The organism is Leucobacter sp. 7(1) (assembly GCF_900163635.1).
Taxonomy (GTDB): Bacteria; Actinomycetota; Actinomycetes; order Actinomycetales; family Microbacteriaceae; genus Leucobacter.
The window spans coordinates 106,600-131,779 of sequence record NZ_FUID01000066.1 but is presented as its reverse complement, the minus strand read 5'-3'; the positions used below and the strand labels follow the sequence as shown (position 1 = coordinate 131,779).

Genomic DNA, 25,180 nt, shown 5'->3' with positions numbered 1-25,180 from the left:
TCGCGCGCGCCCACGTTTCTGTGCCGGCGGCAGCGCCACGCCGAAGCCGCTCGCCCCGACACGCACGGAGATGCCATGACGCCCCTGCCCCCGCAGCCCATTAGCCCCCTGGACGGCCGCTACCGCGCCGCCGTCGCGCCCCTGGGCGACACGCTCTCGGAGGCCGGCCTGAACAAGGCCCGCGTACACGTCGAGGTCGAATGGCTCGCCTATCTCACCGAGCACTCCCTGCTCGGCGGCACCCCGATCGCCCCGGAACAGCTCGCTGCGCTGCGCGCTTGGGCCGCCGACTTCGGCCAGGCGGAAATCGACGAGCTCGCCGAGACAGAGAAGACCACGCAGCACGACGTGAAGGCCGTCGAGTACCTCGTTCGTGCCCGCCTCGAAACGCAGGGCCTCTCGCACCTCTCCGAGCTCACCCACGTGTGCTGCACCAGCGAGGACATCAACAACCTGTCCTACGCGCTCACCGTAAAGCAGGCGGTCGCCGACGTGTGGCGCCCCCGCTTCGAGGCCGTCATCGCCGAGCTTGCCCGGCAGGCCGAAGAGTACCGCGAGCTGCCCATGATGAGCCGCACGCACGGCCAGCCGGCGACACCGACCACGCTCGGCAAGGAAATCGCCGTGTTCGTGTACCGCCTGGAGCGCCAGCTCAACCAGATCGACGACATCGAATACCTGGGCAAGTTCTCCGGTGCCACCGGCACCTTCGCCGCACACCTGGCCGCCGACCCGGACACCGACTGGGCGCAGGTGTCGCAGGAGTTCGTCGAGGGCCTGGGCCTCGACTGGAACCCGCTGACCACGCAGATCGAGTCGCACGACTGGCAGGCAGAGCTGTACACGCGCATCGCTCACGCCAACCGCATCCTGCACAACCTGGCGACCGACATCTGGAGCTACATCTCCATCGGCTACTTCCGTCAGATCCCCGTCGCGGGCGCCACCGGCTCCTCGACAATGCCGCACAAGGTCAACCCGATCCGCTTCGAGAACGCCGAGGCAAACCTCGAGCTCTCGAACGCACTGCTCGACTCACTCGCAGCCACCCTCGTCACGAGCCGCTGGCAGCGCGACCTCACGGACTCCTCGGCGCAGCGCAACATCGGCGTGGCACTCGGCCACTCGGTGCTCGCGCTCGACAACATCCTGAAGGGGCTCGGCCAGATCGACGCTGCCCCCGAGGCGCTCGCGGCGGATCTCGACGCGAACTGGGAAGTGCTCGGAGAAGCCATCCAGACGGTAATCCGCGCAGAGGTCACCGCCGGCCGCTCCACGATCTCGGATCCCTACGCAGCACTCAAGGAGCTGACGCGAGGCCGCCGGATCGGCCAGGCCGAGCTCGTCGAGTTCGTTTCCGGACTCGAGATCGGTGAGGCCGCGAAGCAGCGCCTGCTTGCACTCACGCCCGCCACCTACATTGGTGACGCGACGCGACTGCTCGACTTCCTGACGCGCTAGGCGTCGCCCGCGCGGAAACGCCGGAGGGCTCGGGGCACCGCCTCGAGCCCTCCGGCGTTTCTTCTTCTGATCACGGGCAGTCCGTGCCCGGGAAGAGATTCGCCTCACGAAAAACCGCCTTGACCCCACTGAGGAACTGCCGGCTACAGCCCGGTGAATCGTGGCGAGAGCCGAGACCGCTCGGATCGATCCGGACAATCCGGAGGATGCGGAGGACTGAATCCCGGCCAAGCCGTTCGCTACGATGTGAGAATGAGTGCCGCACCGAAGCCCCGCCCTGAGCGGCGTCGACGGGTGCCGATTTCCGCGCTGTTTGATCAGTTCTTTTTCATCTATGCCGGCCTCGCGGCAATCTGGTTGGCGTGGCTCCTCCTCACGGAGACACTACAGTTCACCTGGTTCAGCGTGCTGTTCCTTATCGCCTTCTGGGTGCTCCTCGCCTACCTCGTCCTCCCCCGGCTTCACCGCATTCTGACGAAGATCTATGTGCCCGACTACTTCATCGGCCGCACCCGAACGAGCGACGGCCTGCTGGGCGATCCCATCAATCTCGCCCTCCGTGGCCCTGAAGCCCAACTGCACGCCGCGATGGAGCGGGCGCACTGGGTGCGCGCCGACCCCATCACCCTTCGTTCGTCCTGGGGCATTATCGCCTCCACACTGACGCGGCGCAGTTACGATCAGGCACCGGTCAGCCCACTCTTCTTGTTCTCCCGGCCGCATGATTTCGCCTATCAGCAGGAGGTCGAGGGCAATCCCGCGAAGCGACACCACATCCGATTCTGGAAGACTCCCGACGGGTGGCTCCTCCCCGGCGGTACCCGCGTGGATTGGTTGGCGGCGGGCACCTTTGACCGCGCGGTGGGGTTCTCGCTCTTCACGCTCCAGATCACGCACCGGATCGACGCGGACACGGACATCGAGCGTGATCATGTCATCGCGACGGTGCGTGCGGGGAATCCGGATGTGGATCTCGCGATCCTGCACGACTTTTCAACTGGGTACCACTCTCGCAACGGCGGCGGCGACAGCATCCGCACCGACGGTGACCTGCCGATCTTGATCTTGCCAGGAGGGGAGCCACACCATGCCGCATGATTCGCGCAAGCGCGGCGTTCTTGAGGCCGCGGAAGATCTGCTCCCGCCCGAGCCCGAGGTCGTGCGCTCCGGGAAGCGACCCGGGGCCCTCGTGGGCGGCACCGTACTGCTGGCGTTGCGCGCACTGGGCGGTCCGCTCTGGATGCTTGGCTTCCTCCGGCAATGGCCGGCACTGCGCACAGAGTTCGATCTTGACGCCGAAACCTCTCAGGTCGTGCTCGGAATCATCCTCGGCGCCGTGGGCCTGTGGACACTGGTACTCCTGGTGTTTGGTATCGGCCTGTGGCGCGGCAGCAACACCGCACGCATGATGGTGCAGGCCTGGACCGCGCTCAGCATCACCAGCGCCGCAATCGCCTACTTCGCGGGCGACGACGGCATCACGGTGCGCGCCACGCTACTCACGCTGGCGCTCGACATTCTGCTCCTGCTCGCGCTGTCAAGCCGCCCAGCGCGCGCGTGGACACGAGGCAAATCCCGCCGCTGGGCGAAACTCGAGCCGCTACCGCCCGCAGGGGGTTAGTGCCAGTTCTTGCCGTTGTCCGGCTGCTGCAGGTCTTTCCGGGCAGCCTCATCTTCGGCGCTCGGCTTGCCGCCCAATCCGACGAGTGCCACCATCAGCACCGACACGATGAAGCCGATGCCGAGAAAGATGAGGGCCAGGAGCCAGTCACGGGTGGTGAGCAGCACGATCAAGCCGGCGAACACGCCCAGCACCGTGGCGAACACCAGCAACTCCAGCGGCCGCAGTCGGTCGCGGCGGCTCGGGTTCACGGGTTCCTGCGGAGTGGGCTCGGAAGACTGAGTCATCGGGTGCTTTCGGTCAGACGTGTGAGTGGGTTACCGGGCGGCGGGCGCGGTGCCCGCTTCGTCACCGGTGGTCTCGGTGACGCGGCGCGTATCAAACGCGGAAATTCCTAGGAAGACGCCAACGAGGATCGCGTACGCGCCAAAGAACCCGAGCACGGCAACCTGGTCTTCGCGCACCAGCAGTACACAGAGCGCCAGCAGCACGCCGGCAGCACCAACGAGGGTGGCGTCCTGGCGGGAACCGGGCCGCACTGCGGACCCGAGGAACTCCAGCAACGCGCTGATCAGCGCCCAGCCGGCAATCACGCAGGCAAACACGAGAACGGAGCCCGTGAAGAACGGGAGAATGACGCCCGCGAGCACCGAGATGATCCCGAGCATGAGCGGAACCGCGGTGCGGTGCGCTGTGGGGGCCGCGAGCCACTCAATGAGGTGCGCAACGCCGATGGCACCGAGCGCTGCCGTGGTCACTCCGACGTCGAAGGAAAGGTGCTCGTGCAGGGTCGCGGAAAACGCGATCACCATGCCCGCAATGATCAAGACCGCGACTCGGATCAGGCGCACAGTGCGCGAGATCGGAGGCTGAGTGGTCGTGGATCGCGCTGATGTCGATACCGCAGCGGACATGCCTCCCCTTTCCATGTTCCTCTGTAGTGTACCGCCCGCGACCGAGAGTCCTCTCTCAGGGTCCTGGCTCCGAGAACGCCGCAATCTCTCCAGTGACCGCAAGAATTGCTAGATCCCGCTGGGCATGTCCTGGAAGCGGGAGTAATGGCCCTGGAACGCGACGGTCACTGTCCCCGTGGGGCCGTTACGCTGCTTCGCAAGGATGAAGTCTGCCTCACCCGCGCGCGGGCTGTCACGGTCTCCTACGGCTTCACGGTGCAGCAGGATGACCATGTCGGCGTCTTGCTCCAGCGAGCCCGATTCACGCAGGTCACTAATCGCGGGCATCTTGTCCGCGCGCTGTTCCGAGGCACGGTTGAGCTGTGACAGTGCGATTACCGGGACGTCGAGCTCTTTCGAGAGCAGCTTCAGGGCACGCGAGAACTCCGAAACCTCCTGCTGACGGCTCTCTGACTTCTTTCCGCTGGAGAGCAGCTGCAGATAGTCAATAACAACCATTCGGAGCCCGTGCTGCTGCTTCAGGCGGCGGCACTTGGCTCGAATCTCAACGAGCGTCAGGTTTGGGCTGTCGTCAATGAACAGCGGGGCCTCAGCGACACGCGCCTGTGTCGCTGCAAGTTTCTGGAAGTCCCGGTTGTCGAGCGATCCCTTACGGAGCGTTTGCATTGGGATGCTCGCCTCTGCCGCAAGGAGACGCATGGCGATCTCCGCACGCCCCATTTCAAGCGAGAAGAAGACTGTGGGCGCATTCGCGTGCACCGACGCGTTGCGTGCTACGTCCATCGCCAGCGTGGACTTACCCATAGCCGGTCGGGCTGCGATGATGATCATCTGGCCGCCCGCGAAACCGTTCGTCATTGCGTCGAGCTCGCTGAACCCCGTGGGGACTCCGAGCATGCCGCCCGTGGCGCTATTGGCTTTGTTGATCTCTTCGAGTGCCGCATCCACCGCGAGGTGCAGAGGCACGTAGTCCTCGCCCTGGCTTTCGCCCGTCACGCCATAAATCTCGGACTGCGCAACGTTCACGAGGTCGATCGCCTCGCCCTCGCCTGCGTACCCCATCTGGACGATTCGCGTCCCGGCTTCGACGAGTCGGCGTAGGAGGGCCTTTTCCGCGACGATCTCGGCGTAGAAGCTGGCGTTGGCGGCGGTCGGGACGATACTCGTCACCGTGTGCAGGTACTCGGCACCACCCGCGCGCTGGAGTTCGCCACTCTTAGTGAGTTCATCCGTCACCGTGATGACATCGGTCGGCTCGCCTCGAGAGTAGAGCGAGAGGACCGCCTCGTAGATCACCTCATGCTTCGGAACGTAAAAGTCTCCTCCTGCGAGGAGACCGGTCACATCCGCGACCGCGTCCTTGGACAGCAGCATGCCGCCCAGCGCACTCTGCTCAGCGAGCAGGTCGTAGGGCGGGGTGCGTTCGTGACCGCGGGGGTACTCCTCCGCGGCGGAATCTGGGATACCCAGGTGTGCGATCGACACTCGATCACTCCTTTTCGATGCCTTGGGAACGGCGGCTCTTCCATCAGACACCCGACCCCGGACATTCACGCTACGGGCACCCGGGTGCGGGCTCAAGCCTCACACAATTCTACCTGTGGATAACTTGGTGGATAACCGGCCCATTTTCCCCACATGTTATCCACACCTCTGGGGACAACGTGTGGATAGTTGTGCACTAATGATTCAAATCAAAGCTCTGATCAGGTCTTTAGACTTTCCACAGGGGGAAAGTTATTCAACTCTCAACGTCACATTGAAGACGGCGGCGCGTCGCGGCGTGTGGAGAACTAGCGTGCGCTAGGTGCGCTGTCAAGCGAGATCCGACACGCCCGCGATGCCGCCCCGACACGCCCGGTTCATCCCTGTGATGCTCTCGAATTCGCCCTACACACGACAAAACGGCGGGGCGGTGATCCGAGAATCACCACCCCGCCGTTCAGGGCGCAGCAGACTTAGCGCTGCGAGATGACCTGGAGGGTCACCACTGCGTCGACACCCTCGTGGAGGTGCACCGTCGCCTTGTACTCACCCGTGGACTTGATGCTGGGGAGCGTGATCTTGCGCTTGTCAACCTGGCCGAGGCCACCGTCAGCGATTGCGGCAGCAACAGCGGCCGGCTTCACCGAACCGAAGAGACGGCCACCGGTGCCGGTCTTCGCCTGGAGGCGGATCTTGCCCTCCTGGAGCTTGGCCTTGAGCGCCTGAGCGTCCTCAACCGAAGCGAGCGCACGAGCGTCGCGAGCGGCACGGAGCTGAGCAACCTGAGCCTCGCCACCGCGGGTCCAGTGCACCCCGTAGCCCTGGGGCACGAGGTAGTTGCGTGCGTAACCGGTCTTGACGTCAACGACGTCGCCGGCGGAACCGAGGCCCTGGACCTCGTTCGTGAGAATTACCTTCGCCATGATTCTCGTTCTCCTTAGCGGCCAGAGCCGGCGTAGGGGAGGAGTGCCATCTCGCGGGCGTTCTTCACGGCCTTCGCGATCAGTCGCTGCTCCTGCACGGAAACGCCGGTGATCCGACGCGCGCGGATCTTCCCACGCTCGGAAATGAACTTGCGAAGCGTTGCGACGTCCTTGTAGTCAATGACGCCGACGGTCTGCTTCTTGGCGGGTGCGACGACCTTTGCGTTCTTGCCGCGACCCGGCTTGCGGGCTGCGCCGCTGGACTTGCCTGCCATAGTTGGTCTCTTTTCTGGTGATGTCTCAAGCACGCTCGAAACAAAAAGTTGATGCTCGCCGTCTGAGTGGACGGGAGGGTGCCTGCCGCGCTACACGACAGTGAAGCTGCCTAGAAAGGCTGCTCGTCGTCGAAGCCACCGCCGAAGTCACCGGCACCGCCCTGCTGCGGCTGGCCGCCCCAGGGAGTGTCCTGCGACTGCTGCGGCTGAGGCGCTGCGGGCTGACCCCAGCTGCTCTGCCCTGCGGGCTGACCGCTGCCGCCGCCAAAACCGCCAACCTGTCCGCGCGACTGTCCCCGAGAAATCTGGGTTGTCGCGAAGCGAAGCGACGGGCCAATCTCTTCGACCTCGAGGTCGAGAGAGGTCCGCTGCTGCCCCTGGTTGTCGGTGTAGCTGCGCTGGGTCAACCGGCCCTGCACGATCACGCGCGAGCCCTTCGTCAACGACGCGGCGATGTTGTCGGCGTACTCACCGTACGCGCGGCAACCGAGCCACAGCGGTTCGCCGTCCGACCAGTCACCCGACTGGCGGTCACGCACGCGCGGGGTCGAGGCGATACGGAACGTCACCCACGACTTACCGGCCTGGCTCACGCGAGGCTCGGGGTCGGCAACAAGGTTACCGACGACAGTGATCAGCGGCTCGCCGGCCATGAGCTACGCGCCCACCTTCGCTGCGCGAGCAGCCTTTGCCTGCTCGTGCTTCGCCTGCGCTGCGCGCTGGGCGATGAGCTCGTCAGAGCGCAGCACCTTGGTGCGGAGCACTGCCTCGGACAGGCCGAGCTGACGATCGAGCTCTGCCGTGGCCTCGTGCGACGCGGTGAAGTTCACCACAACGTAGATACCTTCGGCCTGCTTGTTGATCTCGTAGGCGAGGCGACGCTTGCCCCAGATGTCGACGTTCTCGATCTCGCCGCCCGCATTGCGGATGACGCCAAGGAACTTCTCCATGCTGGGAGCCACGGTGCGCTCGTCGATACCCGGATCGAGGATCACCATGAGTTCGTACGGATGCATGTACTGACCCACCTCCTTCGGACTTCACGGCCACAGGATTTCTGTGGCAGGAGGGTGTTTGTGCATCGTGCCCGCGCGTCGCGAAGAGTACGCCACGCACAGACAACCTGAACAGCTTATCATCTCCGCTGGTCCGATGGGGCCGCGGTCCGAGGATCCACGCCGCCGTAGGCTGAGCGTATGCGGATCGCCCTCGTTTCACTCCACACCTCACCCGTCGCGGTCCCGGGGAGCGGCGATGCTGGCGGCATGAACGTTGTCATGGGTGCCGCCGCACGCGCCCTCGTACGTGCGGGGCACGAGGTGACAGCCTTTACTCGTGCGACTTCTGATCTTCCTGCCGGAACAAGTGAGCTCGATGCTGGCGTCCGGCTGACCGCCCTCTCGGTGGGGGATCCCAAGCTCCGCAAGGACCTCCTGCCCGGGCTCGTGCCGGAGTTTGCCACCCAGCTAGCTGCGCACGGCCCGTTCGACGCGGTGCACGCACACTACTGGCTCAGCGGTCTCGCGGCGCTCCCGCTCGCGCAGCAGAGCCGGATCACGCCCGCGGTGACCTTCCACACGGTCGCCGCGCAAAAGAACGCGCGCTTGGCTCCGGGCGATCGTCCCGAGCCCGTGCTGCGACTCGCGGGGGAGCGCGCCCTCACCAGCCGGGCCCAGATCATCGCGTGCAGCCGGAGCGAGCTCGCGGGGATCACCGAGGGCTACGGCCCGCCGACCCGGCCGGCCGCCATCGTGCACCCGGGAGTCGATACCGAGCTCTTTTATCCCCGGGCGGCGCCCGCACCGGCAGCTGCCCCGCTGCGCATCACCGTGCTCGGCCGCGTCCAGCCGCTCAAGGGACAGGATCTCGCCGTGCGCGCCGCGATCGCTCTGGCGGAACGTGATCCCGCGCTGTGGGCACGGTGTGAGCTCATCATTGCGGGGGAGCCCACCCCCGGCGCCGAAGACTACGCGGCCTCGCTGCGCAGCCTCGCGCAACGTGGCGGTATCGCCGATCGCGTTCGCTTTCTCCCCGCCCAGGACCGGATCGCCGCTGCCCGGCTGCTCGCCGAAAGCAGCGTGGTCGTGGTGCCCTCACACTCAGAGTCATTCGGGCTCGTCGCGCTCGAGGCCGCCGCGAGCGGGGTGCCCGCCGTCGTCGCCGCCCACACGGGGCTCCTAGAGGCGTCCCCGCCGACCGCGGAGCTGCGGGTTGCCGGGCGTGAGCCCGAGGTCTGGGCTGATGCGATCGCGGGAGTGCTGCAGGATCCCGCGCACCGCGCAACGCTGGGCCGAGTGGCCCGGTCATTTGCGCTCGCTCACAACTGGGACGCGCACGCGCAGCACCTGCTGGAGATCTACGACACGCTGGGCTGAGGCGTGTCGGCGACACGCGTCACCCTCAACTGCGACACAGCCACCATCGCCACGGAGATCGACGAAAACCTCGGACCGCATCAAGGATGAGGGCCGAGGTTTTCGTGTAGCTCCTCCGGTGTTGTGAGCCGGAGAAGCGGAGGATGCAGGGACGTTACGCCGTGGGCCCCTCGAGGAAGGCCTCGAGTTCCTCGCGCGCCGCGTGATCCGGCTTCTGCACGGGCGGCGACTTCATGAAGTATGCCGAAGCCGCCTCGACCGGACCGCCGAGACCGCGATCCTTCGCGACCTTTGCCATCCGGATCGCGTCAATCATGGTTCCGGCCGAGTTGGGGGAGTCCCAGACCTCGAGCTTGTACTCGATACTCATCGGCACATCACCAAAGCCACGGCCTTCGAGCCGCACAAACGCGAACTTGCGGTCTTCCAGCCAGGGCACGTGATCGCTCGGCCCGATGTGCACGTCATCGGGGTGCATGTTCACGTCCAGGTTCGAGGTGACGGCCTGGGTCTTCGAGATCTTCTTCGACTTCAGGCGGCTACGCTCCAGCATGTTCTTGAAGTCCATGTTGCCGCCGACGTTGAGCTGATAGGTGTGGTCAAGCGCGACACCCCGGCTCTCCATCAGGCGGGCGAGCACGCGGTGCGTGATCGTGGCACCCACCTGGCTCTTGATGTCATCGCCCACGATGGGGAGTCCCGCCTCGGTGAACTTGGCAGCCCATTCCGGGTCGCTCGCCACGAACACGGGGACCGCGTTGACAAAGGCGACGCCCGCGTCAAGTGCGGCCTGCGCGTAGAACTTCACCGCGTCGTCACTGCCGACGGGCAGGTAGCACGCGAGCACTTCAGCACCGGAATCACGCAGCGCCTGCGCCACGTCAACCGGTTCCGCCGTGGACTCGGTGACTGCGTCACGGTAGTACTCACCGAGACCGTCATGGGTCGGACCGCGCTGCACGGTCACCCCGAGCTCCGGCACGTCCGAGAACTTGATCGTGTTGTTGTGGCCAGCCCAGATGGCGGCGCCAAGATCGAGGCCCACCTTCTCCGCGTCAACCTCAAACGCCGCAACAAACTCAAGGTCGGATACGTGGTATCCGCCCAGCCGCACATGCATCAGGCCGGGAACCTGCTCGTCGTCGGCAGCCCCCCGATAGTATTCGACTCCCTGTACGAGCGAACTCACACAGTTGCCAACGCCCGCGAGGGCCACCTTCACACTCATCGCACCTCTGTCCTCAGATCTGGCGCCGGCGCGCCCGACGACACAGTCTACTCCGCCATCGGCGACGCTACCCGCTCGGGTTCTCACGGAGCCGGAATGCCTCCTGTGCGCCGATGGCCTGGCGCTGCCCGCCGACGTGCACGATTTCGTCGCCATCCACAGTGAGCTGGGTTGCGTGCGCCCGAAGCGCGGCGACTTTTCGGTCGAGCCACGGGGTCACGTCGTGCACGGAAACACGATCGGCATCGGGGGAGTCGGCGCCGGGGGAGTCGGCGTCGGCTGGGAGCTCCGAATCGACCGGTTCCGGCACGAGCTCAGCCGGATCGGCCACGATTTCCCAGAAGGGGAGGCCCAGCGCGTGCGCCACCGCACGGGCGATCCGATGGGCGAATACGTGATCGGGGTGTCCGTACCCGCCCCCGTCGTCGTAGCTCACGATGCCCTGTGCGCCAGCGTCATGCGCGGCGGCGAGTAGATCGTTCAGCGCTTCCACAGCGGGCGCCTGCGTGAGCGCGTCCCGCCCGGCGTTCGGGGCGGGAACGGCGCGCCCATCCGGCCCCCATTCCATGCCCGAGTCCTCATAGATCACGGGGGAGAGACCCTCGGATCGCGCGGGCTCGACGCCGAGGAAGGCGTGCCGCTCGAGTCCCAGCATGAACAGTGCCGCCGCGAGCTCCGCCTGGCGATGGGGCGCGAGTCCCTCCGTACCCTGCAGCGCGGAGAAGGGTCCCGGGACCACCTCACCTCGCTCGCCACGGGTGAGCGTAACGAGCAGTGGCTCCTGCCCCGCTGCGGCAAGTCCGGCGAGTGTGCCGCCCGTGGTGATTGTCTCGTCGTCGGGGTGGGCATGCACAAACATGACGCGCGGGGTGCCACGGAACCAGGTGCTCGCGTTTGATGCCTGCATGGTGAATTCCTCCGTGTGTGAATCGTGCGATGGGGTTTCGGTTGTCGGGGTCACGCGTCGCCCTGCGCCACATACCAATCGCGCAAGCGCGCCTCAGCAATTTCCGCCCCGATTGGCCCCTCGTCAAGTCGCAGTTCGAGCAAAAACTGGTAGGCCTGGCCCACGAGCGGCCCCGGCGGGATCTCCAGGATTGCCATGATCTGAGCGCCGTCGAGCTCGGGCCGCACCGCCGCGAGTTCCTCAGCTTCCGCAAGCTCCGCGATCCGGCGCTCGATGTCGTCGTACGCGTGTTCCAGGCGCTCCGCTTTGCGGCGGTTGCGCGTCGTCACGTCGGCGCGTGTCAGGATGTGGAGCTGCTCCAGTTCGCCCCCCGCGTCCCGCACGTACCGGCGCACAGCCGAGTCGGTCCAGGGCTGATCGCTGTACCCGAAGAAGCGCAGGTGCAGCTCCACAAGCCGCGCCACCCGCTTGATTGTCTCGTTATCGAAACGCAGCTCCCGCAGCCGCTTCCGCGCCAATTTCGCACCGACCATATCGTGGTGGTGGAACGTGACACCGCCACGCTCGAAGCGCCGGGTGGCCGGCTTCCCGATGTCGTGGAGCAGCGCCGCGAGCCGCAGCACAAGATCCGGTGCCTCCTGATCGGGCGCGCGCCGGGCGGTCTCAAGCTCAATCGCTTGCTGCAACACCGTCAGGCTGTGCTCGTATACATCTTTGTGTCGACCGTGATCGTCCTGCGTGGTCTGCAGGGCAGTCAGCTCGGGGAGGAAGCGCTCCGCGAGGCCCGTATCCACGAGCAGGCGGATCCCCGGAACGGGATCATGGGCGCCGAGCAGCTTCACGAGCTCGTCGCGGATGCGTTCGGCGGAAATGATGTCAAGGCGCTCAGCGAGGCTGACCATCGCCCCCTGCGTCTCCGGGGACACCTCGAACTCGAGCTGGGCTGCGAAGCGCGCTGCGCGCAGCATTCGGAGCGGGTCATCGCTGAAGGAGGATTCAGGGGCGCCGGGCGTGTGGATCCGGCCCGCCAACAGGTCGTCAACTCCACCCGAAACGTCCACGAGGCGCATTTCGGGCAGCATGAGCGCGAGGGCATTGATCGTGAAGTCGCGACGCACGAGATCACCCTCGATCGTGTCCCCGTAACTCACCACCGGCTTCCGGGAGTCCTCTCGGTAGATCTCCGCACGATACGTGGTGATCTCGACAACCTCGCCCCGCACTCGCGCGGCGATCGTGCCGAAGTCCCGTCCCACGTCCCACACGTTCGAGGTCAGCCCGTCAAGAATTGCACGCGTCTCATCGGGCCGTGCCGAGGTCGTGAAGTCGAGATCCGTGACGCGGCGCCCCAATAGCGCATCACGGACAGGCCCACCCACCAACGCGAACTCGTGCCCCCGGGCCGCAAATGCTTCGGCAAGGGTTGCGACGGGTGCGGAAGCGGCAATTGCGCGCAACGCGTCCATGGAATCGGCAAGAGATGGCATCCCACAAGGGTACCTGGGCCGCAGGCTCAGTCCTGGTCTTTAGACTGGTGCGCATGCCCCTCGCTCCCCGGTTTCGTGCCCTGTCTGCGGCGCTGTTGGCGTTTGGCCTCGTGGCCGGCGCCCTCACCACGGCGACGCTGCATGCGCCGGCCGCACGCGCCGACGCCCCGACGGACACAGCGGACGTGCCCGGCGAAGCCGAGAGCGACGCGGCGCCTCCCACACTGCTCGTGGCCCCCACCGACGCGGTGATCCGCCCAGGCACCACCGAGGTTGAGTTCACGCTTCTCCTGCGCAACCCGGGCACGGAACCGTTGCCGGGCGGTCGCGTCGAGCTCCGCTTCGGGATCACTCCGGTGCCGGATCGCGGAGGGATCACGGCAGAGCTCGCCGCGGGCAGTCCACGCATTGCCGAGGCTGAATTCGGCACGACGGATGCGGGGGAGGAGCAGACGACCACGATTTCGGTGCCCCGCGATCGGATCCCCCTGGCAGCCGATGCCCCGTTCGGGGCTCACCTGGTCGAGGCTTCGTTCACCCCGAAGGCCGACACCGAGGGGAACGAGGCTGATCCGCTGCGTGCGAGCGCTCCGCTCGTGTGGCGCGGATCTGGCACCACCCCTGCGACGGTGCCGCTTGGGATGATCGTGCCTCTGGTCTTCCCGAGCGACGTCCACACACTCCCTACCAGGCAGCAGCTGTCCGAGCTCACCCCGGGATGGGATCAACTCCTGACCGAAGCGCGCGCCCACCATGCCACCCTCGCGATCGATCCCCGCATCATTGCAGGGATCCGGGCATACGGTACCGAGGCACCAACACACGCCCAGGATTTCCTGGCCCGGATGTCGGCACTCAACCTCCCGTCGTTCCTGCTGCAGTTCGCCGACGCGGACCCGGCCGCGCAGGCGGCCCTGGGTTTCACCCAGCTCCTCGCCCCAACGAGTCTCGATTTTGTGTCGCGCTTCGGGAAGTTCCCCGCGGGTACCGATCCGGACGCGGCAGGGTCGGTGCCGTCGGATTCCGCAGATCCCGAGGAGGCCGTGCCGGAGCCGGCAGCGCCCGCAACCGAGACGCCTACGGCTGGATCCCCGAGCACGCCGTCACCTGATCCCGCGACCCCCACGCTCCCTACGCTTCGTGAGCTCATGCAGTGGGCCGATGCGCAGCCCGTGGCCTGGCCCGCGGAAGGCGCGGTTGATCAGGCAACCCTCGATCTCCTCGAGGCCAGCGGCATCCGGACGGTAGTCCTCGACTCGGGAAACGTCACCGGAGCGACGGCTCCCAGAGCCACGCTGGGGACGGGCGGCGCACTGGTCACCGACGCGGCGCTTGGCGCGGCCGCTCAGGCAGCACTCGGCGCGGACACAGCTGCCGAGCGCGCACTCGGTGCCGCGCACCTCAGCGCCGAGCTTGCAGTCGCGGCCCAGGACGGCTCACCCGGTCTGCTGCTCGGCCTCGATCGCGGCGCGGTCGCGTCGGCCGCAGAGCCCGGAAGTGTGCTCCAGCTCATCGAATCACTCGATTGGGCCCAACCCACCCCGATCGCGGCCCTCCCTGAGGGGCGGGCCATGCTCCGCGCCGGTGACACGCTTGAGGATCGTCGCGAGCTGCTGCGTTCCTCAGCAGGACGCGAATCCTCGGTCAATGCGCTCGGCGCCGTGCTTGTGCACCCTGAGTATCTGAGTGGATACCAGCGGACGCGGCTCCTGGAACTCTTTGCCACGCGCTTCGCCTCGCCTGGCGTCGATTTCACGGAGATCGCTGCCGCCTATCGCGAACGCGACGCCGAGCTTCTCACCGGGGTCCGGGCAATCAGCACCGAGCACACCCAGCTTGTGGGCACCTCCACGCGGGTCCCCGTGCAACTGCAGAATGCCCTCCCGTTCGACGCCCGGGTGCAGGTCCGCGTCGAGCCGTCTTCCGCGGGGCTCTCCATCAGCGAGCGCACATACGAGAACATTGCGGTCCCCGCGGAAGCCAACCAGCGCGTGCTGGTGCCCGTGCACAGCCGCGTCTCCTCTGGCGAGTCCGGGATCATTGTGAGCGTCGCTGCCGCGTCTGGCGAACCAACGGTGTTCACTGGAACACTCCCCATCTCCATTCGCAGCTCCGTCGAAGCGATTGGCCTCTGGGTATTGGGCGGTCTTGCCGCGTTGCTGCTCGGATTCGGGATCTGGCGAAGCCTCCGCCGGAAGCGGCGCGGGGACGACACGGTCCCCGATCCCGACGCAGAAGCGCTCCGTCTTCAGGACCCTGCGGAAACCCTGAGCACCCGATCCCCCGCACAGGAATAGCACACGCCTAGGATGGGTTATACCCACCATGCGGCCTCCCTGGCCGCATCACCCGCGATGCGTGCAAGGAGCCTCATGCAGCAGATCATCATCATCGGTTCCGGCCCGGCCGGGTTCACCGCCGCCATTTACGCTGCACGCGCGGGCCTGAAGCCCGTGCTGTTCGCGAGCTCGGTGGAGGTCGGTGGCGAGCTGATGAACACGACCGAGGTTGAAAACTTCCCCGGTTTCCCCGAGGGAATCCAGGGGCCGGAACTCATGCAGCGGATGCAGGAGCAGGCCGAGCGTTTCGGTACCGAAGTGCGCTACGACGACATCACCGAGGTTGATTTCTCGGGCGACGTCAAGCGCGTCACGGCTGGCGACGGATCCGTCCACGAGGCACTCACCGTGATCTACGCAACGGGCTCGGCCTACCGCAAGATCGGACTGGCTGACGAGGATCGTCTCGCCGGACACGGGGTGTCGTGGTGCGCTACCTGCGACGGTTTCTTCTTCCGTGAGAAGACAATCGCCGTGGTCGGCGGCGGCGACTCCGCAATGGAGGAGGCGACCTTCCTCACGCGCTTCGCCGACAAGGTCTACGTGATTCATCGCCGCGACGAGCTCAAGGCCTCGAAGATCATGCAGCAGCGAGCCTTCGATAACGAGAAGATCGAGTTCGTGTGGAACTCTGAGGTCACCGCGATCCACGGTGAGACCGAGGTGTCCGGACTGACGCTCCGCGATACCGTTGATGGCACCGAGCGTGAGCTCGAACTGTCCGGTCTGTTCGTGGCAATCGGCAACGATCCGCGGACCCACCTGGTGCACGGCAAGCTTGACCTGACCGACGAGGGCACCATTGCAGTCGAGGGGCGTAGCTCGCGGACCTCCGCGGCCGGCGTCTTCGCTGCTGGTGACGTCACCGACCCGAACTACCGCCAGGCGGTCACTGCGGCCGCATCAGGCACCGTTGCCGCCCTCGACGCGGAGCACTACCTCGCCGCACTCGAGCAGGCACAGACCGCGGCCCTGGCCTCGGCATAAGCCACCCATTCATATCTCGCACGCCTGAAGGAGTCATCATGACCGAACCCATTAACGTCGACGAGCAGACCTTCGAGAAGGTCGTACTGCAGAGCGATATCCCCGTCCTCGTGGACTTCTGGGCAGCCTGGTGCGGCCCCTGCCGCGCGGTGGCGCCGATCCTCGATCAGATTGCCGCTGAGCAGGACGGCAAGATTCGAATCGTCAAGCTCAACGTCGACGAGAACCCGAACCTCGCTGCGCAGTACCGAATCACCTCGATCCCCGCGATGAAGGTGTTCAAGGGCGGCGAAGAGGTCCGTGAGATCATCGGCGCTATGCCAAAGCCGATGATCGAGGAGCACCTCGCCGGGATTATCTAAGCAACACACGCGTGTGAAGGGCCGGCGGATCCAGTGGATCCGCCGGCCCTTCGCACGTTCTAGCCTGCCGCGGACTGCCCTGTCTCAAGCTGCTCCGCGAGAGCGGCGAGCCTGTCGATCGAGGCTGCCAACCCCTCGACAGTGTTCGCCTGAGCCCGAGCAAAACGGGTGGTGTCGGTGAGCCCACTCCAGTCATATGTGTGCCGCACCAGGGTGCCACCGGCCGTTGTTTCAAGTTCCCACCGCCACAGGTGTCCCGGCGCCGCTTCACCGACGGGTGAGGGGAGCCAGGCGATGCGCTCACCCTCCACGAACTCAACGATGCGATTTTCTCGCACCCGGTCGCCGACGTTTGTCATCACAAACACGTCGCCAACCGCGTGTACTCGCTGCCCGGGGGCGGCCCGCGCAAGATTCTCGTTGCCGTCCCAGCGAGGCTGCTGGGACGGATCAGCGATGAGGGCGAACAGGGTTGTCGGGCGCGCGGCCACGAGACGTTCCGCGCTGATGATTCGAGGGGCGTCGCTCATGGCGCCAGTCAATCACAGCCGATGGCGCACCGCCACGTCTCGGGCCTACCGCTGTGAGGTAGCTCAGCTAAATCCCGGGTCGCCGAGCTCTGAAAGGATGCGCTTCAGATCCGCAATCGTCGCGAAGTCGATGACAATCTGTCCCTTCTTCGCGCCCAGCTTCACCGCCACCCGAGTATCAAAGCGATCGCCGAGCCGATCGGCGATCTCGCCGAGCTGGGCCTGCACGCCGCCGGCACGCGCCTTCGGGCTCTTCCGGGCCGCCCCCTCAGCGGCGGCGGCCTCAGCCGCCCGCACGGAGAGTCCCTCGTTCACGATCTTGTCGGCCAGGCGCTGCATCGAGTCGCCATCGCCGTCGTGGGAGAGGATCGCTCGCGCATGGCCGGCAGTGAGCACGCCCGCCGCGACCCGCGCTTGCACGGGTTCCGGCAGTCGCAGGAGCCGGATCGTGTTCGAGATCTGCGGGCGCGAGCGGCCAATGCGCTCAGCCAGCTGTTCCTGGGTGATCCCAAAGTCGGCGAGGAGCTGTTGGTAGGCTGAGGCCTCTTCCAACGGATTCAGCTGGGCGCGGTGCAGGTTCTCAAGCAGCGCGTCGCGCAACATGTGCTCGTCGGCGGTGCTGCGAATGATCGCGGGAATCGTGTCGAGGCCGGCCTGGGTTGACGCGCGGAAACGGCGCTCACCCATGATGATCTCGTAGCGCGGACCTGATTTCGGCGCGGGTTCAATCTCACGGACGACAATCGGCTGGAACACACCGAACTCGCGGACGCTGTGGGTGAGCTCGGCGAGAGCTTCCTCGTCAAACTCGGTACGCGGTTGCACGCGGTTGGGCATGATGTCCCCGAGCGCGAGCCTGGTCAGTCGCGCTCCGGGCACCTCCTGCAGTGCCGGCTCGGTAGTGGCATCCGCGGCGGTGTCAGCGTCCGCAGAGACGCCCGCCGGGGCGTCCGCCGGGGTGGCCGCCGGGAAGAATACATCTACGGGGCGTTCCCCGGTGGTGGGGGCTTCGGGAATGAGTGCCCCAATACCGCGGCCCAGGCCGCTTCGCTTCTTCGTTGCCATCAATCGCGCCTCTCTGTCGAAGATCCAACATCTGCGCCGCGCTCGGCGACTTCTGCCGCGGCTTCGAGATACGCCAACGCCCCAATGGAGGCGCCGTCATATGCGTGGACGGTTTGGCCGTAGCTGGGTGCTTCGGAAATTCGCACGGACCGGGGAATTACAGCACTCAACACCTTTTCTGGGAAGTGTGTGCGCACTTCTCTGGCGACTTCCTGAGCCAGGTTCGTCCGCGCATCGTACATCGTCAGCAGAATCGTCGAGATGTCCAGTCCGGGATTCAGATGCTTCTGGATCAGCTGGATATTTCCGAGGAGCTGGCTGAGGCCTTCCAGCGCGTAATACTCGCACTGGATCGGGATCAACACCTCATTCGCCGCGACGAATGCGTTGACGGTAAGCAGCCCGAGTGACGGCGGGCAATCGATGAACACATAGTGGTACATCTCTTCGGCCTCGTCGAGGAAGCTCTGCAGTGCAGTGCGTAGCCGTTGTTCACGCGCCACCAACGAAACGAGCTCGATCTCCGCGCCCGCGAGATTAATCGTCGAGGGAACGCACCACAGGTTCTCATGGTCCGTCGTGGGCTGCAGCGCGTCCGCTAGGCCACTGTCGCCCAGGAGCACGTCATACACACTTGTGACTTCGGGGCGGTGTAGCACACCGAGCGCAGTTGAGGCGTTCCCCTGTGGGTCAAGGTCGATCACCAACACGCGAGCCCCGCGACGGGCAAGTGCCGCGGCGAGGTTGACTGTCGTCGTGGTCTTCCCCACGCCGCCCTTTTGATTCGACACCGTGATGATCCGCGTCTCCGAGGGGAGCGGGGATACCGTTTCGGCGAGTTTGCGGCGTCGCCGAATCTTGTCGACGAGGTGATCGCCGACTAACGACTTCTCTGAATCAGTCATGGCTTCTGATCGTAGCCCGAAACACCCGCGTCGTCTCTGCAAGCTGGCCCGCACCGAGTTCTTCGACCCGGATATCGCTGGCGCGGTGCTTCCGGAGCACCTTCGCCGCAGCCTCAATCTCGGTCTCCACCGAAAGGCCCTTCAGGAACAGCATCTCGCCCCCGTCTCGGAGCAACGGTGCCGTGATGGGGACAAGCTTGCGCAGCGCGGTGACCGCGCGAGCGGTGACCTGGTCCACCTCGAAGGCGTCGTGAAATTCTTCGGCGCGGCCACGGCGCACCTCAGCGTTGTCGAGTCCCAGTCGCTGGATCTGCTCGGTCAGCCAGTTGCACCGACGCTCCATCGGTTCAATCAACAAGAAGCGCGCGTCCGGGCGGATGATTGCGAGGACGAGACCGGGCATACCGCCCCCTGTCCCGATATCGGCGACCCGCCCACCCTCACGAACGAGGGGGGCGAGTACGGCACTGTTCAGCAGGTGCCGGGTCCAGAGTCGCGGAAGTTCAAGCGGCCCAATGAGCCCGAGCTCCTCACCGCGCTCTGCCAGATCAGCCGCGAATGCGCGGAGCGGCTCAATACGGTCGCCCGCGATGTCGATCGCGGCGCTCGGCTCGAGTTCCACCGTGGGGTGATCGGAAGTAGTCATCGTGTGCACCCCGGGAGTTTCACGTGAAACCGGTTCATTCAAGGCCTCACGCCCGACTGATCACGAGGCGCCGATCACGGCCCTCGCCACGCGACTCCGAAAGGTAGCCCCGTTCCGCAACCTCGTCGTGCACCAACTTGCGCTCGTATGAGGACATCGGCTCGAGTTCCACCTCGGTGCGGCCTGCGGCGATCTGTGCAACCGCGGCGTCGACCATTCCCTTGAGTTCGATCGCCCGGGCATCGCGTGATCCACCGACATCAATAATGAGTCGTGAGAATCGGCCGGTCTTGGCCTGCACAGCGAGGCGCGTCAGATCCTGCAGGGCCTGGACTGTGTCGGGAGCAGCGAGGCGATCGAGCTCGTCGCCGCCGCCGGTTACCGAGACATAGGCGCGGCCGTTTGCCACATCAATATCGATGTCGCCGTCGAGATCCGCGATGTCGAGGAGGCCCTCGACATAGTCAGCCGCGAGATCGCCGTCGGATTCGAGTTCTGCGAGGCTGAGGTCACCCTCAGCAACGGGGGTGTCGTGTTCGGTGCTCACGGGTGAGATCACTTGCCCTTCTTCTTCGCGCGCTTCGAGCTGACCGGCTGCTGCCGCTGGCCCTCAGCCTTGGTCGGCGTCTGTGCGTCGAGTACACGGACCTCTTCGTCGGTCAGCTTCCCCTTGGCCTTGAGACGAGCCTGGCGAGCCCGCCACGCCTCACTTCCGGGCGTGGGCATGTTGCGAATCACGATGAACTGCTGGCCCATGGTCCACACGTTCGAGGTCATCCAGTAGACGTTCAGGGCGAGCGGGAAGGTGACGCCGGAGAACAGGAACGCGAAGGGGATGATGTAGAGCAGGATGCGCTGCTGGCGGTACATCGGGGAGTTCTTGGTCTCGTCGGAGACATTCTTCGACATGATCTGCAGCTGCGTGAAGAACTGCGATGCAATCATGAAGACGACAATGATCCCGAGCAGGATCACGACCACCCAGTTTCCGGTCTCCCAGCCCTGGGTGAAGTTCATTTTCAGCGGAGCGCCAAACACAGAGGCCTCATTGAAGCTCTGGGTCAGATCCTTTGTCATGAAGCCAATGCCGGTCTTATTCTCCGAGGCGTGGCGGAGCACGTAGAACAACGAGAAGAAGACGGGCATCTGGATCAGCATGGGCAGACACGACGCAAACGGGTTGGTCCCGTGCTTCTTGTACAGCGCCATCGTCTCGCGGCTCATGGCCTCGCGAGAGTACTGGTCCTTCTTGTTCTTGTATTTGTCCTGGACCTTCTTCATTTCCGGTGCCAGGTCCATCATGCGGCGCTGCGACTTGATCTGCCGCACCGTCACCGGAATGAGCGCGGACCGCACCACGATCACGAGTCCAACGATGGAAAGCACCCAGGTGAGCCCGGAAGCGGCCTCCATGCCCAGCCAGGTGAGCGCCTGGTGCCACACCGCAAGAACGAGCTCAACGAGCCATCGCAGTGGCCAGAGTATTGTCTCGAAGAAATCCACCGCGTTAGGCCTTTCGCTCGATGGGGCGGACAAAGCCGCGCGAGTTAATCACAAAGTTCTCGTGTTTCCGAGTGGGAACGTCATCGATTCCACCCGAGGTAAAAGGATTGCAGCGCAACAGGCGCCAGACTGTCAGTGCCAGTCCTGCGGTCAGCCCAAAGTGTTGGTAGGCCTCCATAGAGTACCGGGAACACGATGGATAATACCTGCACACTTGCCCGTACAAGGGGGAGATGAGCCGACGATATCCGAGCATGATGGCAATCGCGAGATTTCGCGGTGCGAACCAAAGCTCCGACAACAGGCGAATCATGATGGGCCTTGATCGGGGGCCAGACGCGCCTCGACGCGGGTGAGCGCGCGATTGACTTCACGCTCGAGATCCGCGAACTCTGGGTCCAGGATTGCCGGAAGGGCTCGAAAGACGATGTCGAGGCCACTCATTCCAGCAGCGATTCGTCGCTCCGCAATCGTTTTGAGACGGCGCCTCACGAGATTTCGCTGCACTGCATTGCCGACGGCCTTCGACACGATGAAGCCAAAGCGGGCAGGTTCCCCCGCTTCACGCAAAACCGCGTGGGTGATGCAAAATGCACCACCCACGCGGTAGCCGGATCGAACGACCCGTCGATAATCATCGCCCCGAGTAACGCGGTGCCGCTGGGCAGGCATGGTACTCCTGGGACGAACGAATTATGCGGTGAGCTTGCTGCGGCCCTTGCCGCGGCGCGCAGCAACAATTGCGCGGCCGGCGCGGGTGCGCATGCGGGCACGGAAGCCGTGCACCTTGGCGCGACGGCGGTTGTTGGGCTGGAAAGTACGCTTGCTCATGTTGAAGACTCCGTGACTTATGGAACTGATCCCCGAAGCTCAGTGTCGTCGAGGAAGTCGGATCTGGGACGGGCGACAGTTCACCCATACAAGGTATTTACTCTACGCCCTATCTCGCTTCCCGTCAAAAGGGCGGTGGGCCCCCACTCACAGGCGCCGCTCGTGCGCGTCTCCAACTTGGCCCGGGTGACCAGGAGACTTGCCTGTGGACAAATCTGTGACTAACGTGTCCTCAGACGTACCCACACCGACCTACCCAGCAGGTTTTACCGCATATTCGCGCGGTTCGCCTTGTGGATAAGATTGGGTATAACATTCCCCACAGCCCACCACGATCGAGCCGGGTACCTGCGTGACAGAGGACGAAGTACAAGAGGTCTGGGACCGCGTTACCCAATCGGTAATGCAGGATCCCGCAGTAGGACCCGCCGTTGGCGCCCAGTTGGCGCTCGCGTTGCCGCGCGGAATCGCCGCGGGGACGCTGTATCTCGCGGTGCAGCTCGAGTTCACCCTCAAGCTTCTGGAGAACCGGCTCCGCCCCGCGATCATGCAGGCGATCGCCGCGATCCCGGAGGCTCAGGAAATCCAGAACTTTGTGGTGATCGTCGATGAAGACGCCCACCCCGATATCGAGCCGGAGCCGCAGGCCCCAGCGACGGTCAGTACCGCGAGTGGCACATCGAGTTTTGATGACGGTGTCCCGCCGCGCCCCGAGCCCACCCGTCCGCTCATTGAGCCTCGCGGCCGTCACGGCGGCGATGACGCGGGGGATAGCCGACTGAACGAGAAGTACCGCTTCGACAGCTTCGTGATCGGGCAGTCCAACCGCTTCGCTCATGCCGCGGCTGTTGCTGTGGCCGAGGCGCCAGCGCGTGCGTACAACCCCCTCTTCATTTACGGTGATTCAGGACTTGGGAAGACCCACCTGTTGCACGCCATTGGTCACTATGCGCGGGAACTATTCCCAGATGTGCGTGTTCGTTACGTTAGCTCTGAGGACTTCACGAACGACTTCATTAATTCCATTGCGAATAATCAAGGCGCCGCGTTCCACGCCCGCTACCGGAGCGTTGACATCTTGCTCGTGGACGATATTCAGTTCCTTGAAGACAAGGTGGAAACCCAGGAGGCGTTTTTCCACACGTTCAACACCCTGCATGACCACAACAAGCAGGTCGTGATTACGAGTGATGTGCAGCCCAAGCAGCTCCGTGGATTCGAGGAGCGGATGCTCTCCCGGTTCGAGTGGGGACTCCTCACCGATATTCAGGTCCCCGACCTTGAGACCCGAATTGCAATTCTCCGGAAAAAGGCACAGCGCGAGAACCTCGAGATCGACCACAGCATTCTCGAGTTCATCGCGAGCAAGTTCTCTTCGAACATCCGTGAGCTTGAGGGGACGCTGATTCGCGTGACGGCGTATGCGAGCCTCAATCAGCAGCGAATTGACATGCCACTCGTGCACACGGTCCTGAAAGACCTCATCACGCTTGACGCCGACAACGAGGTACTCCCCTCGGACATCATCAGTCGCACCGCAGAGTACTTCGACCTTTCAGTCGACGACCTGTACGGCCCAACACGCGCCCAGCAAATCGCAACGGCCCGACAGATCGCGATGTACCTCTGTCGTGAACTCACTCCGCTTTCACTCCCCAAGATCGGGCAGCTTTTCGGAGGTCGCGATCACACGACTGTGATGTACGCACACAAGAAGATCTCCCAGCTCATCGCGGAGCGTCGCTCGATTTACAACCAGGTCACCGAGCTCACCACGCGCATCAAGCAGGGAACCCGCTAGCTCGAGTTATCCACAGATTGTGGGGTGGGTGTGGATAGCTGGGGAGAACCCGGGCGTTTCTGTGGAGGAATTCCTGGCGCCTGTGCAGAAGCGGCGCCACAGAAATTTCGCGTGATTACGCCAGACCCACACTATCCAGAACTCACCAACAACTCACATGGCTGTAGTTCTCAATGAACAGCAGGGAAGTACCGAGTTATCCACAGTATCCACAGCCGTTAACACTGTTAACAAATTCTCTTATCTTTATGGGGCACTCGATCACGCACTCCGAACTGGGGAAAAGTCCGGTTCTGGGGCTCACTGATGCCCCACACCGCTGAGTGTGCAAAGATTGTGAAGCCAACGAAACAGCCACGCTTGCGGGGCGGGAGGAGAAGCCACATGCGATTCACCGTCAACCGTGACGTATTCAGCGAGGCGGTATCGTTTGCGGTGAAGCTGCTTCCGCAGCGTCCCACTCAGCCACTGCTCAGTGGCGCCCTCATCGAAGCTGATGGGGAACAGCTCACAGTCTCCTCATTTGACTATGAGGTGTCCGCTCGAACGCATGTCCTCGCTCAGGTGAGCCAGGCCGGTCGTGCTCTTGTTTCCGGGCGCCTCCTGAGCGAGATCGCTCAGCGGCTGCCCCACGCCGACGTCGAGGTTTCTCTCATTGAGAGTCGCGTCGAGGTCCGTTGTGGCTCAGCTTCTTTTAGCCTCCCGGCTATGCCCGTTGAGGAGTATCCGCAGGTTCCCCGTGTCGACGAAGTATCCGGCGCCGTCCCCGCGGATGTGTTTGCGGACGCGATCGCCCAGGTCTCCCTTGCGGCGTCAAAAGACGACGTCACGCCCGTAATCACCGGCGTGCAGTTTGAGATCAATGAGAATTCCCTCACGCTGACTGCAACAGATCGCTACCGGGTTGCCACCCGGGGCATCGACTGGGAACACGTCGGCGCCCAGAGCGCGCTGACCGCTCTCGTGCCGTCAAAGATCGTGACGGAAGTCGGGAAGACCTTCTCAGGTGATGGGCAGGTGCAGGTTTCAATTATCAAGGACGGCGAGCGGGAGCTCGTTGCGTTTACTGGCGCCTCTAAGACGGTGACCTCCCTGCTGATTAAGGGCAACTATCCGCCCGTAGGCCGGCTCTTCCCCGAGAGCGTTGACAACTACGCCGTGGTGAACACTGCGGAGCTCGTCGAGGCCGTCGGTCGCGTTGGCCTGGTCCTCGAGCGTGAGGCCGCTCTGCGGTTCTCCTTCGCTGAGGGGACCGTGACACTTGAAGCTGCAGGCACCGAGTCCGCACAGGCCGTGGAGACCGTTGATGCGCATCTCGTGGGGGATGACATGGTCGTGTCGCTCAAGCCCCAGTTCCTGCTTGATGGCTTGCGGTCAACCCACTCTGAGTTCGCTCGGATCGCCTTCACTCGGACGGACAACCCCGGCAAGCCTGGCCCGGTGCTCATTACGAGCCAGCGCAGCAAGGACGAGGTCGACGAGGAAAGCTTCAAGTACCTGCTGCAGCCAAATCTGCTGCTGCGATAGGGGACTGC

General features: G+C 64.5%; 28 protein-coding genes. 9 read left to right on the top strand and 19 right to left on the bottom strand.

What is annotated here, in order from left to right; genetic code table 11:
- Positions 1 to 75: 75 nt before the first annotated feature.
- The 3 genes from purB (at position 76) to FM113_RS12785 (ending at position 3,082) form a co-directional block, all read left to right on the top strand.
- Positions 76 to 1,461, top strand: coding sequence for an adenylosuccinate lyase (gene purB, locus FM113_RS12795; protein WP_087015199.1), 1,386 nt, complete (start codon positions 76 to 78; stop codon positions 1,459 to 1,461).
- Between the two features lie 252 nt (positions 1,462 to 1,713).
- Entirely contained in the window at positions 1,714 to 2,559 is an 846-nt protein-coding gene (locus tag FM113_RS12790) for an LssY C-terminal domain-containing protein (protein WP_087015198.1), read from the top strand.
- The gene (locus FM113_RS12785; protein WP_087015197.1) at positions 2,549 to 3,082 is read left to right on the top strand and encodes a hypothetical protein; all 534 of its coding nucleotides are present in this window, start codon (positions 2,549 to 2,551) and stop codon (positions 3,080 to 3,082) included. The genes FM113_RS12790 and FM113_RS12785 overlap by 11 nt, the downstream gene beginning before the upstream one ends.
- Here FM113_RS12785 and FM113_RS12780 read toward each other — a convergent pair.
- The 7 genes from FM113_RS12780 to rpsF all read right to left on the bottom strand — a co-directional run bounded on the left by FM113_RS12780 (position 3,079) and on the right by rpsF (position 7,695).
- Positions 3,079 to 3,369 (bottom strand): hypothetical protein, encoded by a 291-nt coding sequence (locus FM113_RS12780; RefSeq protein ID WP_087015196.1) that lies wholly within the window; start codon positions 3,367 to 3,369, stop codon positions 3,079 to 3,081. The two genes, FM113_RS12785 and FM113_RS12780, sit on opposite strands and share 4 nt — an antisense overlap.
- 30 nt (positions 3,370 to 3,399) lie before the next feature.
- A complete protein-coding gene (locus FM113_RS12775) occupies positions 3,400 to 3,996 on the bottom strand; it encodes a hypothetical protein (protein WP_087015195.1) in 597 nt (198 codons plus the stop codon).
- Positions 3,997 to 4,104: 108 nt separating this feature from the next.
- Positions 4,105 to 5,481: a replicative DNA helicase gene (dnaB, locus tag FM113_RS12770; RefSeq protein WP_087015194.1), complete on the bottom strand. Its 1,377-nt coding sequence runs from the start codon at positions 5,479 to 5,481 to the stop codon at positions 4,105 to 4,107.
- 473 nt (positions 5,482 to 5,954) lie between these two features.
- A complete protein-coding gene (gene rplI, locus FM113_RS12765) occupies positions 5,955 to 6,404 on the bottom strand; it encodes a 50S ribosomal protein L9 (protein ID WP_087015193.1) in 450 nt (149 codons plus the stop codon).
- A gap of 14 nt (positions 6,405 to 6,418) precedes the next feature.
- Positions 6,419 to 6,679: a 30S ribosomal protein S18 gene (gene rpsR, locus FM113_RS12760; RefSeq protein ID WP_087015192.1), complete on the bottom strand. Its 261-nt coding sequence runs from the start codon at positions 6,677 to 6,679 to the stop codon at positions 6,419 to 6,421.
- A gap of 110 nt (positions 6,680 to 6,789) precedes the next feature.
- The gene (gene ssb / locus FM113_RS12755) at positions 6,790 to 7,332 is read right to left on the bottom strand and encodes a single-stranded DNA-binding protein (RefSeq protein ID WP_087015191.1); all 543 of its coding nucleotides are present in this window, start codon (positions 7,330 to 7,332) and stop codon (positions 6,790 to 6,792) included.
- A 3-nt stretch (positions 7,333 to 7,335) separates the two neighbouring features.
- Positions 7,336 to 7,695 carry a 30S ribosomal protein S6 gene (gene rpsF / locus FM113_RS12750; RefSeq protein ID WP_087015190.1) on the bottom strand — a complete coding sequence of 120 codons (360 nt, stop codon included), beginning with the start codon at positions 7,693 to 7,695 and terminating at the stop codon, positions 7,336 to 7,338.
- Between the two features lie 180 nt (positions 7,696 to 7,875).
- Between rpsF and FM113_RS12745 the strand changes: the two genes are divergently transcribed.
- A complete protein-coding gene (locus tag FM113_RS12745) occupies positions 7,876 to 9,054 on the top strand; it encodes a glycosyltransferase (RefSeq protein WP_087015189.1) in 1,179 nt (392 codons plus the stop codon).
- Between the two features lie 154 nt (positions 9,055 to 9,208).
- On the opposite strand, the gene FM113_RS12740 is transcribed toward FM113_RS12745, so the two are convergent.
- The 3 genes from FM113_RS12740 to FM113_RS12730 all read right to left on the bottom strand — a co-directional run bounded on the left by FM113_RS12740 (position 9,209) and on the right by FM113_RS12730 (position 12,676).
- Positions 9,209 to 10,282 carry an inositol-3-phosphate synthase gene (locus tag FM113_RS12740; RefSeq protein ID WP_087015188.1) on the bottom strand — a complete coding sequence of 358 codons (1,074 nt, stop codon included), beginning with the start codon at positions 10,280 to 10,282 and terminating at the stop codon, positions 9,209 to 9,211.
- 67 nt (positions 10,283 to 10,349) lie between these two features.
- On the bottom strand, positions 10,350 to 11,189 hold the full coding sequence (locus FM113_RS12735) for a PIG-L family deacetylase (protein ID WP_087015187.1): 840 nt from the start codon (positions 11,187 to 11,189) through the stop codon (positions 10,350 to 10,352).
- A 50-nt stretch (positions 11,190 to 11,239) separates the two neighbouring features.
- Entirely contained in the window at positions 11,240 to 12,676 is a 1,437-nt protein-coding gene (locus FM113_RS12730) for a CCA tRNA nucleotidyltransferase (RefSeq protein ID WP_087015186.1), read from the bottom strand.
- Positions 12,677 to 12,729: 53 nt separating this feature from the next.
- On the opposite strand from FM113_RS12730, the gene FM113_RS12725 reads away from it, so the two are divergent.
- The 3 genes from FM113_RS12725 to trxA all read left to right on the top strand — a co-directional run bounded on the left by FM113_RS12725 (position 12,730) and on the right by trxA (position 16,364).
- Entirely contained in the window at positions 12,730 to 14,973 is a 2,244-nt protein-coding gene (locus tag FM113_RS12725; RefSeq protein ID WP_087015185.1) for a DUF6049 family protein, read from the top strand.
- A gap of 75 nt (positions 14,974 to 15,048) precedes the next feature.
- Entirely contained in the window at positions 15,049 to 16,002 is a 954-nt protein-coding gene (gene trxB / locus FM113_RS12720) for a thioredoxin-disulfide reductase (protein WP_087015184.1), read from the top strand.
- A gap of 38 nt (positions 16,003 to 16,040) precedes the next feature.
- Complete coding sequence (gene trxA, locus FM113_RS12715) at positions 16,041 to 16,364, top strand: thioredoxin (protein ID WP_087015183.1); 324 nt, start codon at positions 16,041 to 16,043, stop codon at positions 16,362 to 16,364.
- A gap of 59 nt (positions 16,365 to 16,423) precedes the next feature.
- Here trxA and FM113_RS12710 read toward each other — a convergent pair whose 3' ends face one another.
- The 9 genes from FM113_RS12710 to rpmH all read right to left on the bottom strand — a co-directional run bounded on the left by FM113_RS12710 (position 16,424) and on the right by rpmH (position 21,844).
- Positions 16,424 to 16,894: an SRPBCC family protein gene (locus tag FM113_RS12710; protein WP_087015182.1), complete on the bottom strand. Its 471-nt coding sequence runs from the start codon at positions 16,892 to 16,894 to the stop codon at positions 16,424 to 16,426.
- Positions 16,895 to 16,957: 63 nt separating this feature from the next.
- Positions 16,958 to 17,959 carry a ParB/RepB/Spo0J family partition protein gene (locus FM113_RS12705; protein ID WP_087015181.1) on the bottom strand — a complete coding sequence of 334 codons (1,002 nt, stop codon included), beginning with the start codon at positions 17,957 to 17,959 and terminating at the stop codon, positions 16,958 to 16,960.
- Positions 17,959 to 18,864 carry a ParA family protein gene (locus FM113_RS12700; RefSeq protein WP_087015180.1) on the bottom strand — a complete coding sequence of 302 codons (906 nt, stop codon included), beginning with the start codon at positions 18,862 to 18,864 and terminating at the stop codon, positions 17,959 to 17,961. The genes FM113_RS12705 and FM113_RS12700 overlap by 1 nt, the downstream gene beginning before the upstream one ends.
- Positions 18,857 to 19,510 carry a 16S rRNA (guanine(527)-N(7))-methyltransferase RsmG gene (gene rsmG, locus FM113_RS12695; protein ID WP_087015205.1) on the bottom strand — a complete coding sequence of 218 codons (654 nt, stop codon included), beginning with the start codon at positions 19,508 to 19,510 and terminating at the stop codon, positions 18,857 to 18,859. Before rsmG ends, FM113_RS12700 begins: the two co-directional genes overlap by 8 nt.
- Before the next feature lie 46 nt (positions 19,511 to 19,556).
- On the bottom strand, positions 19,557 to 20,057 hold the full coding sequence (locus FM113_RS12690) for a R3H domain-containing nucleic acid-binding protein (protein ID WP_087015206.1): 501 nt from the start codon (positions 20,055 to 20,057) through the stop codon (positions 19,557 to 19,559).
- Between the two features lie 8 nt (positions 20,058 to 20,065).
- Positions 20,066 to 21,013: a membrane protein insertase YidC gene (yidC, locus tag FM113_RS12685; RefSeq protein WP_087015179.1), complete on the bottom strand. Its 948-nt coding sequence runs from the start codon at positions 21,011 to 21,013 to the stop codon at positions 20,066 to 20,068.
- Positions 21,014 to 21,017: 4 nt separating this feature from the next.
- The gene (gene yidD, locus FM113_RS12680; protein WP_087015178.1) at positions 21,018 to 21,326 is read right to left on the bottom strand and encodes a membrane protein insertion efficiency factor YidD; all 309 of its coding nucleotides are present in this window, start codon (positions 21,324 to 21,326) and stop codon (positions 21,018 to 21,020) included.
- Positions 21,323 to 21,685, bottom strand: a complete 363-nt coding sequence (gene rnpA, locus FM113_RS12675) for a ribonuclease P protein component (protein WP_087015177.1) — start codon at positions 21,683 to 21,685, stop codon at positions 21,323 to 21,325. Before rnpA ends, yidD begins: the two co-directional genes overlap by 4 nt.
- 21 nt (positions 21,686 to 21,706) lie before the next feature.
- A complete protein-coding gene (gene rpmH / locus FM113_RS12670; RefSeq protein ID WP_010155609.1) occupies positions 21,707 to 21,844 on the bottom strand; it encodes a 50S ribosomal protein L34 in 138 nt (45 codons plus the stop codon).
- 403 nt (positions 21,845 to 22,247) lie between these two features.
- Between rpmH and dnaA the strand changes: the two genes are divergently transcribed.
- Both dnaA and dnaN read left to right on the top strand, forming a co-directional pair.
- Positions 22,248 to 23,645 (top strand): chromosomal replication initiator protein DnaA, encoded by a 1,398-nt coding sequence (gene dnaA, locus FM113_RS12665; RefSeq protein ID WP_254908999.1) that lies wholly within the window; start codon positions 22,248 to 22,250, stop codon positions 23,643 to 23,645.
- A 384-nt stretch (positions 23,646 to 24,029) separates the two neighbouring features.
- Complete coding sequence (gene dnaN / locus FM113_RS12660; protein ID WP_087015175.1) at positions 24,030 to 25,172, top strand: DNA polymerase III subunit beta; 1,143 nt, start codon at positions 24,030 to 24,032, stop codon at positions 25,170 to 25,172.
- Positions 25,173 to 25,180 lie beyond the last annotated feature (8 nt).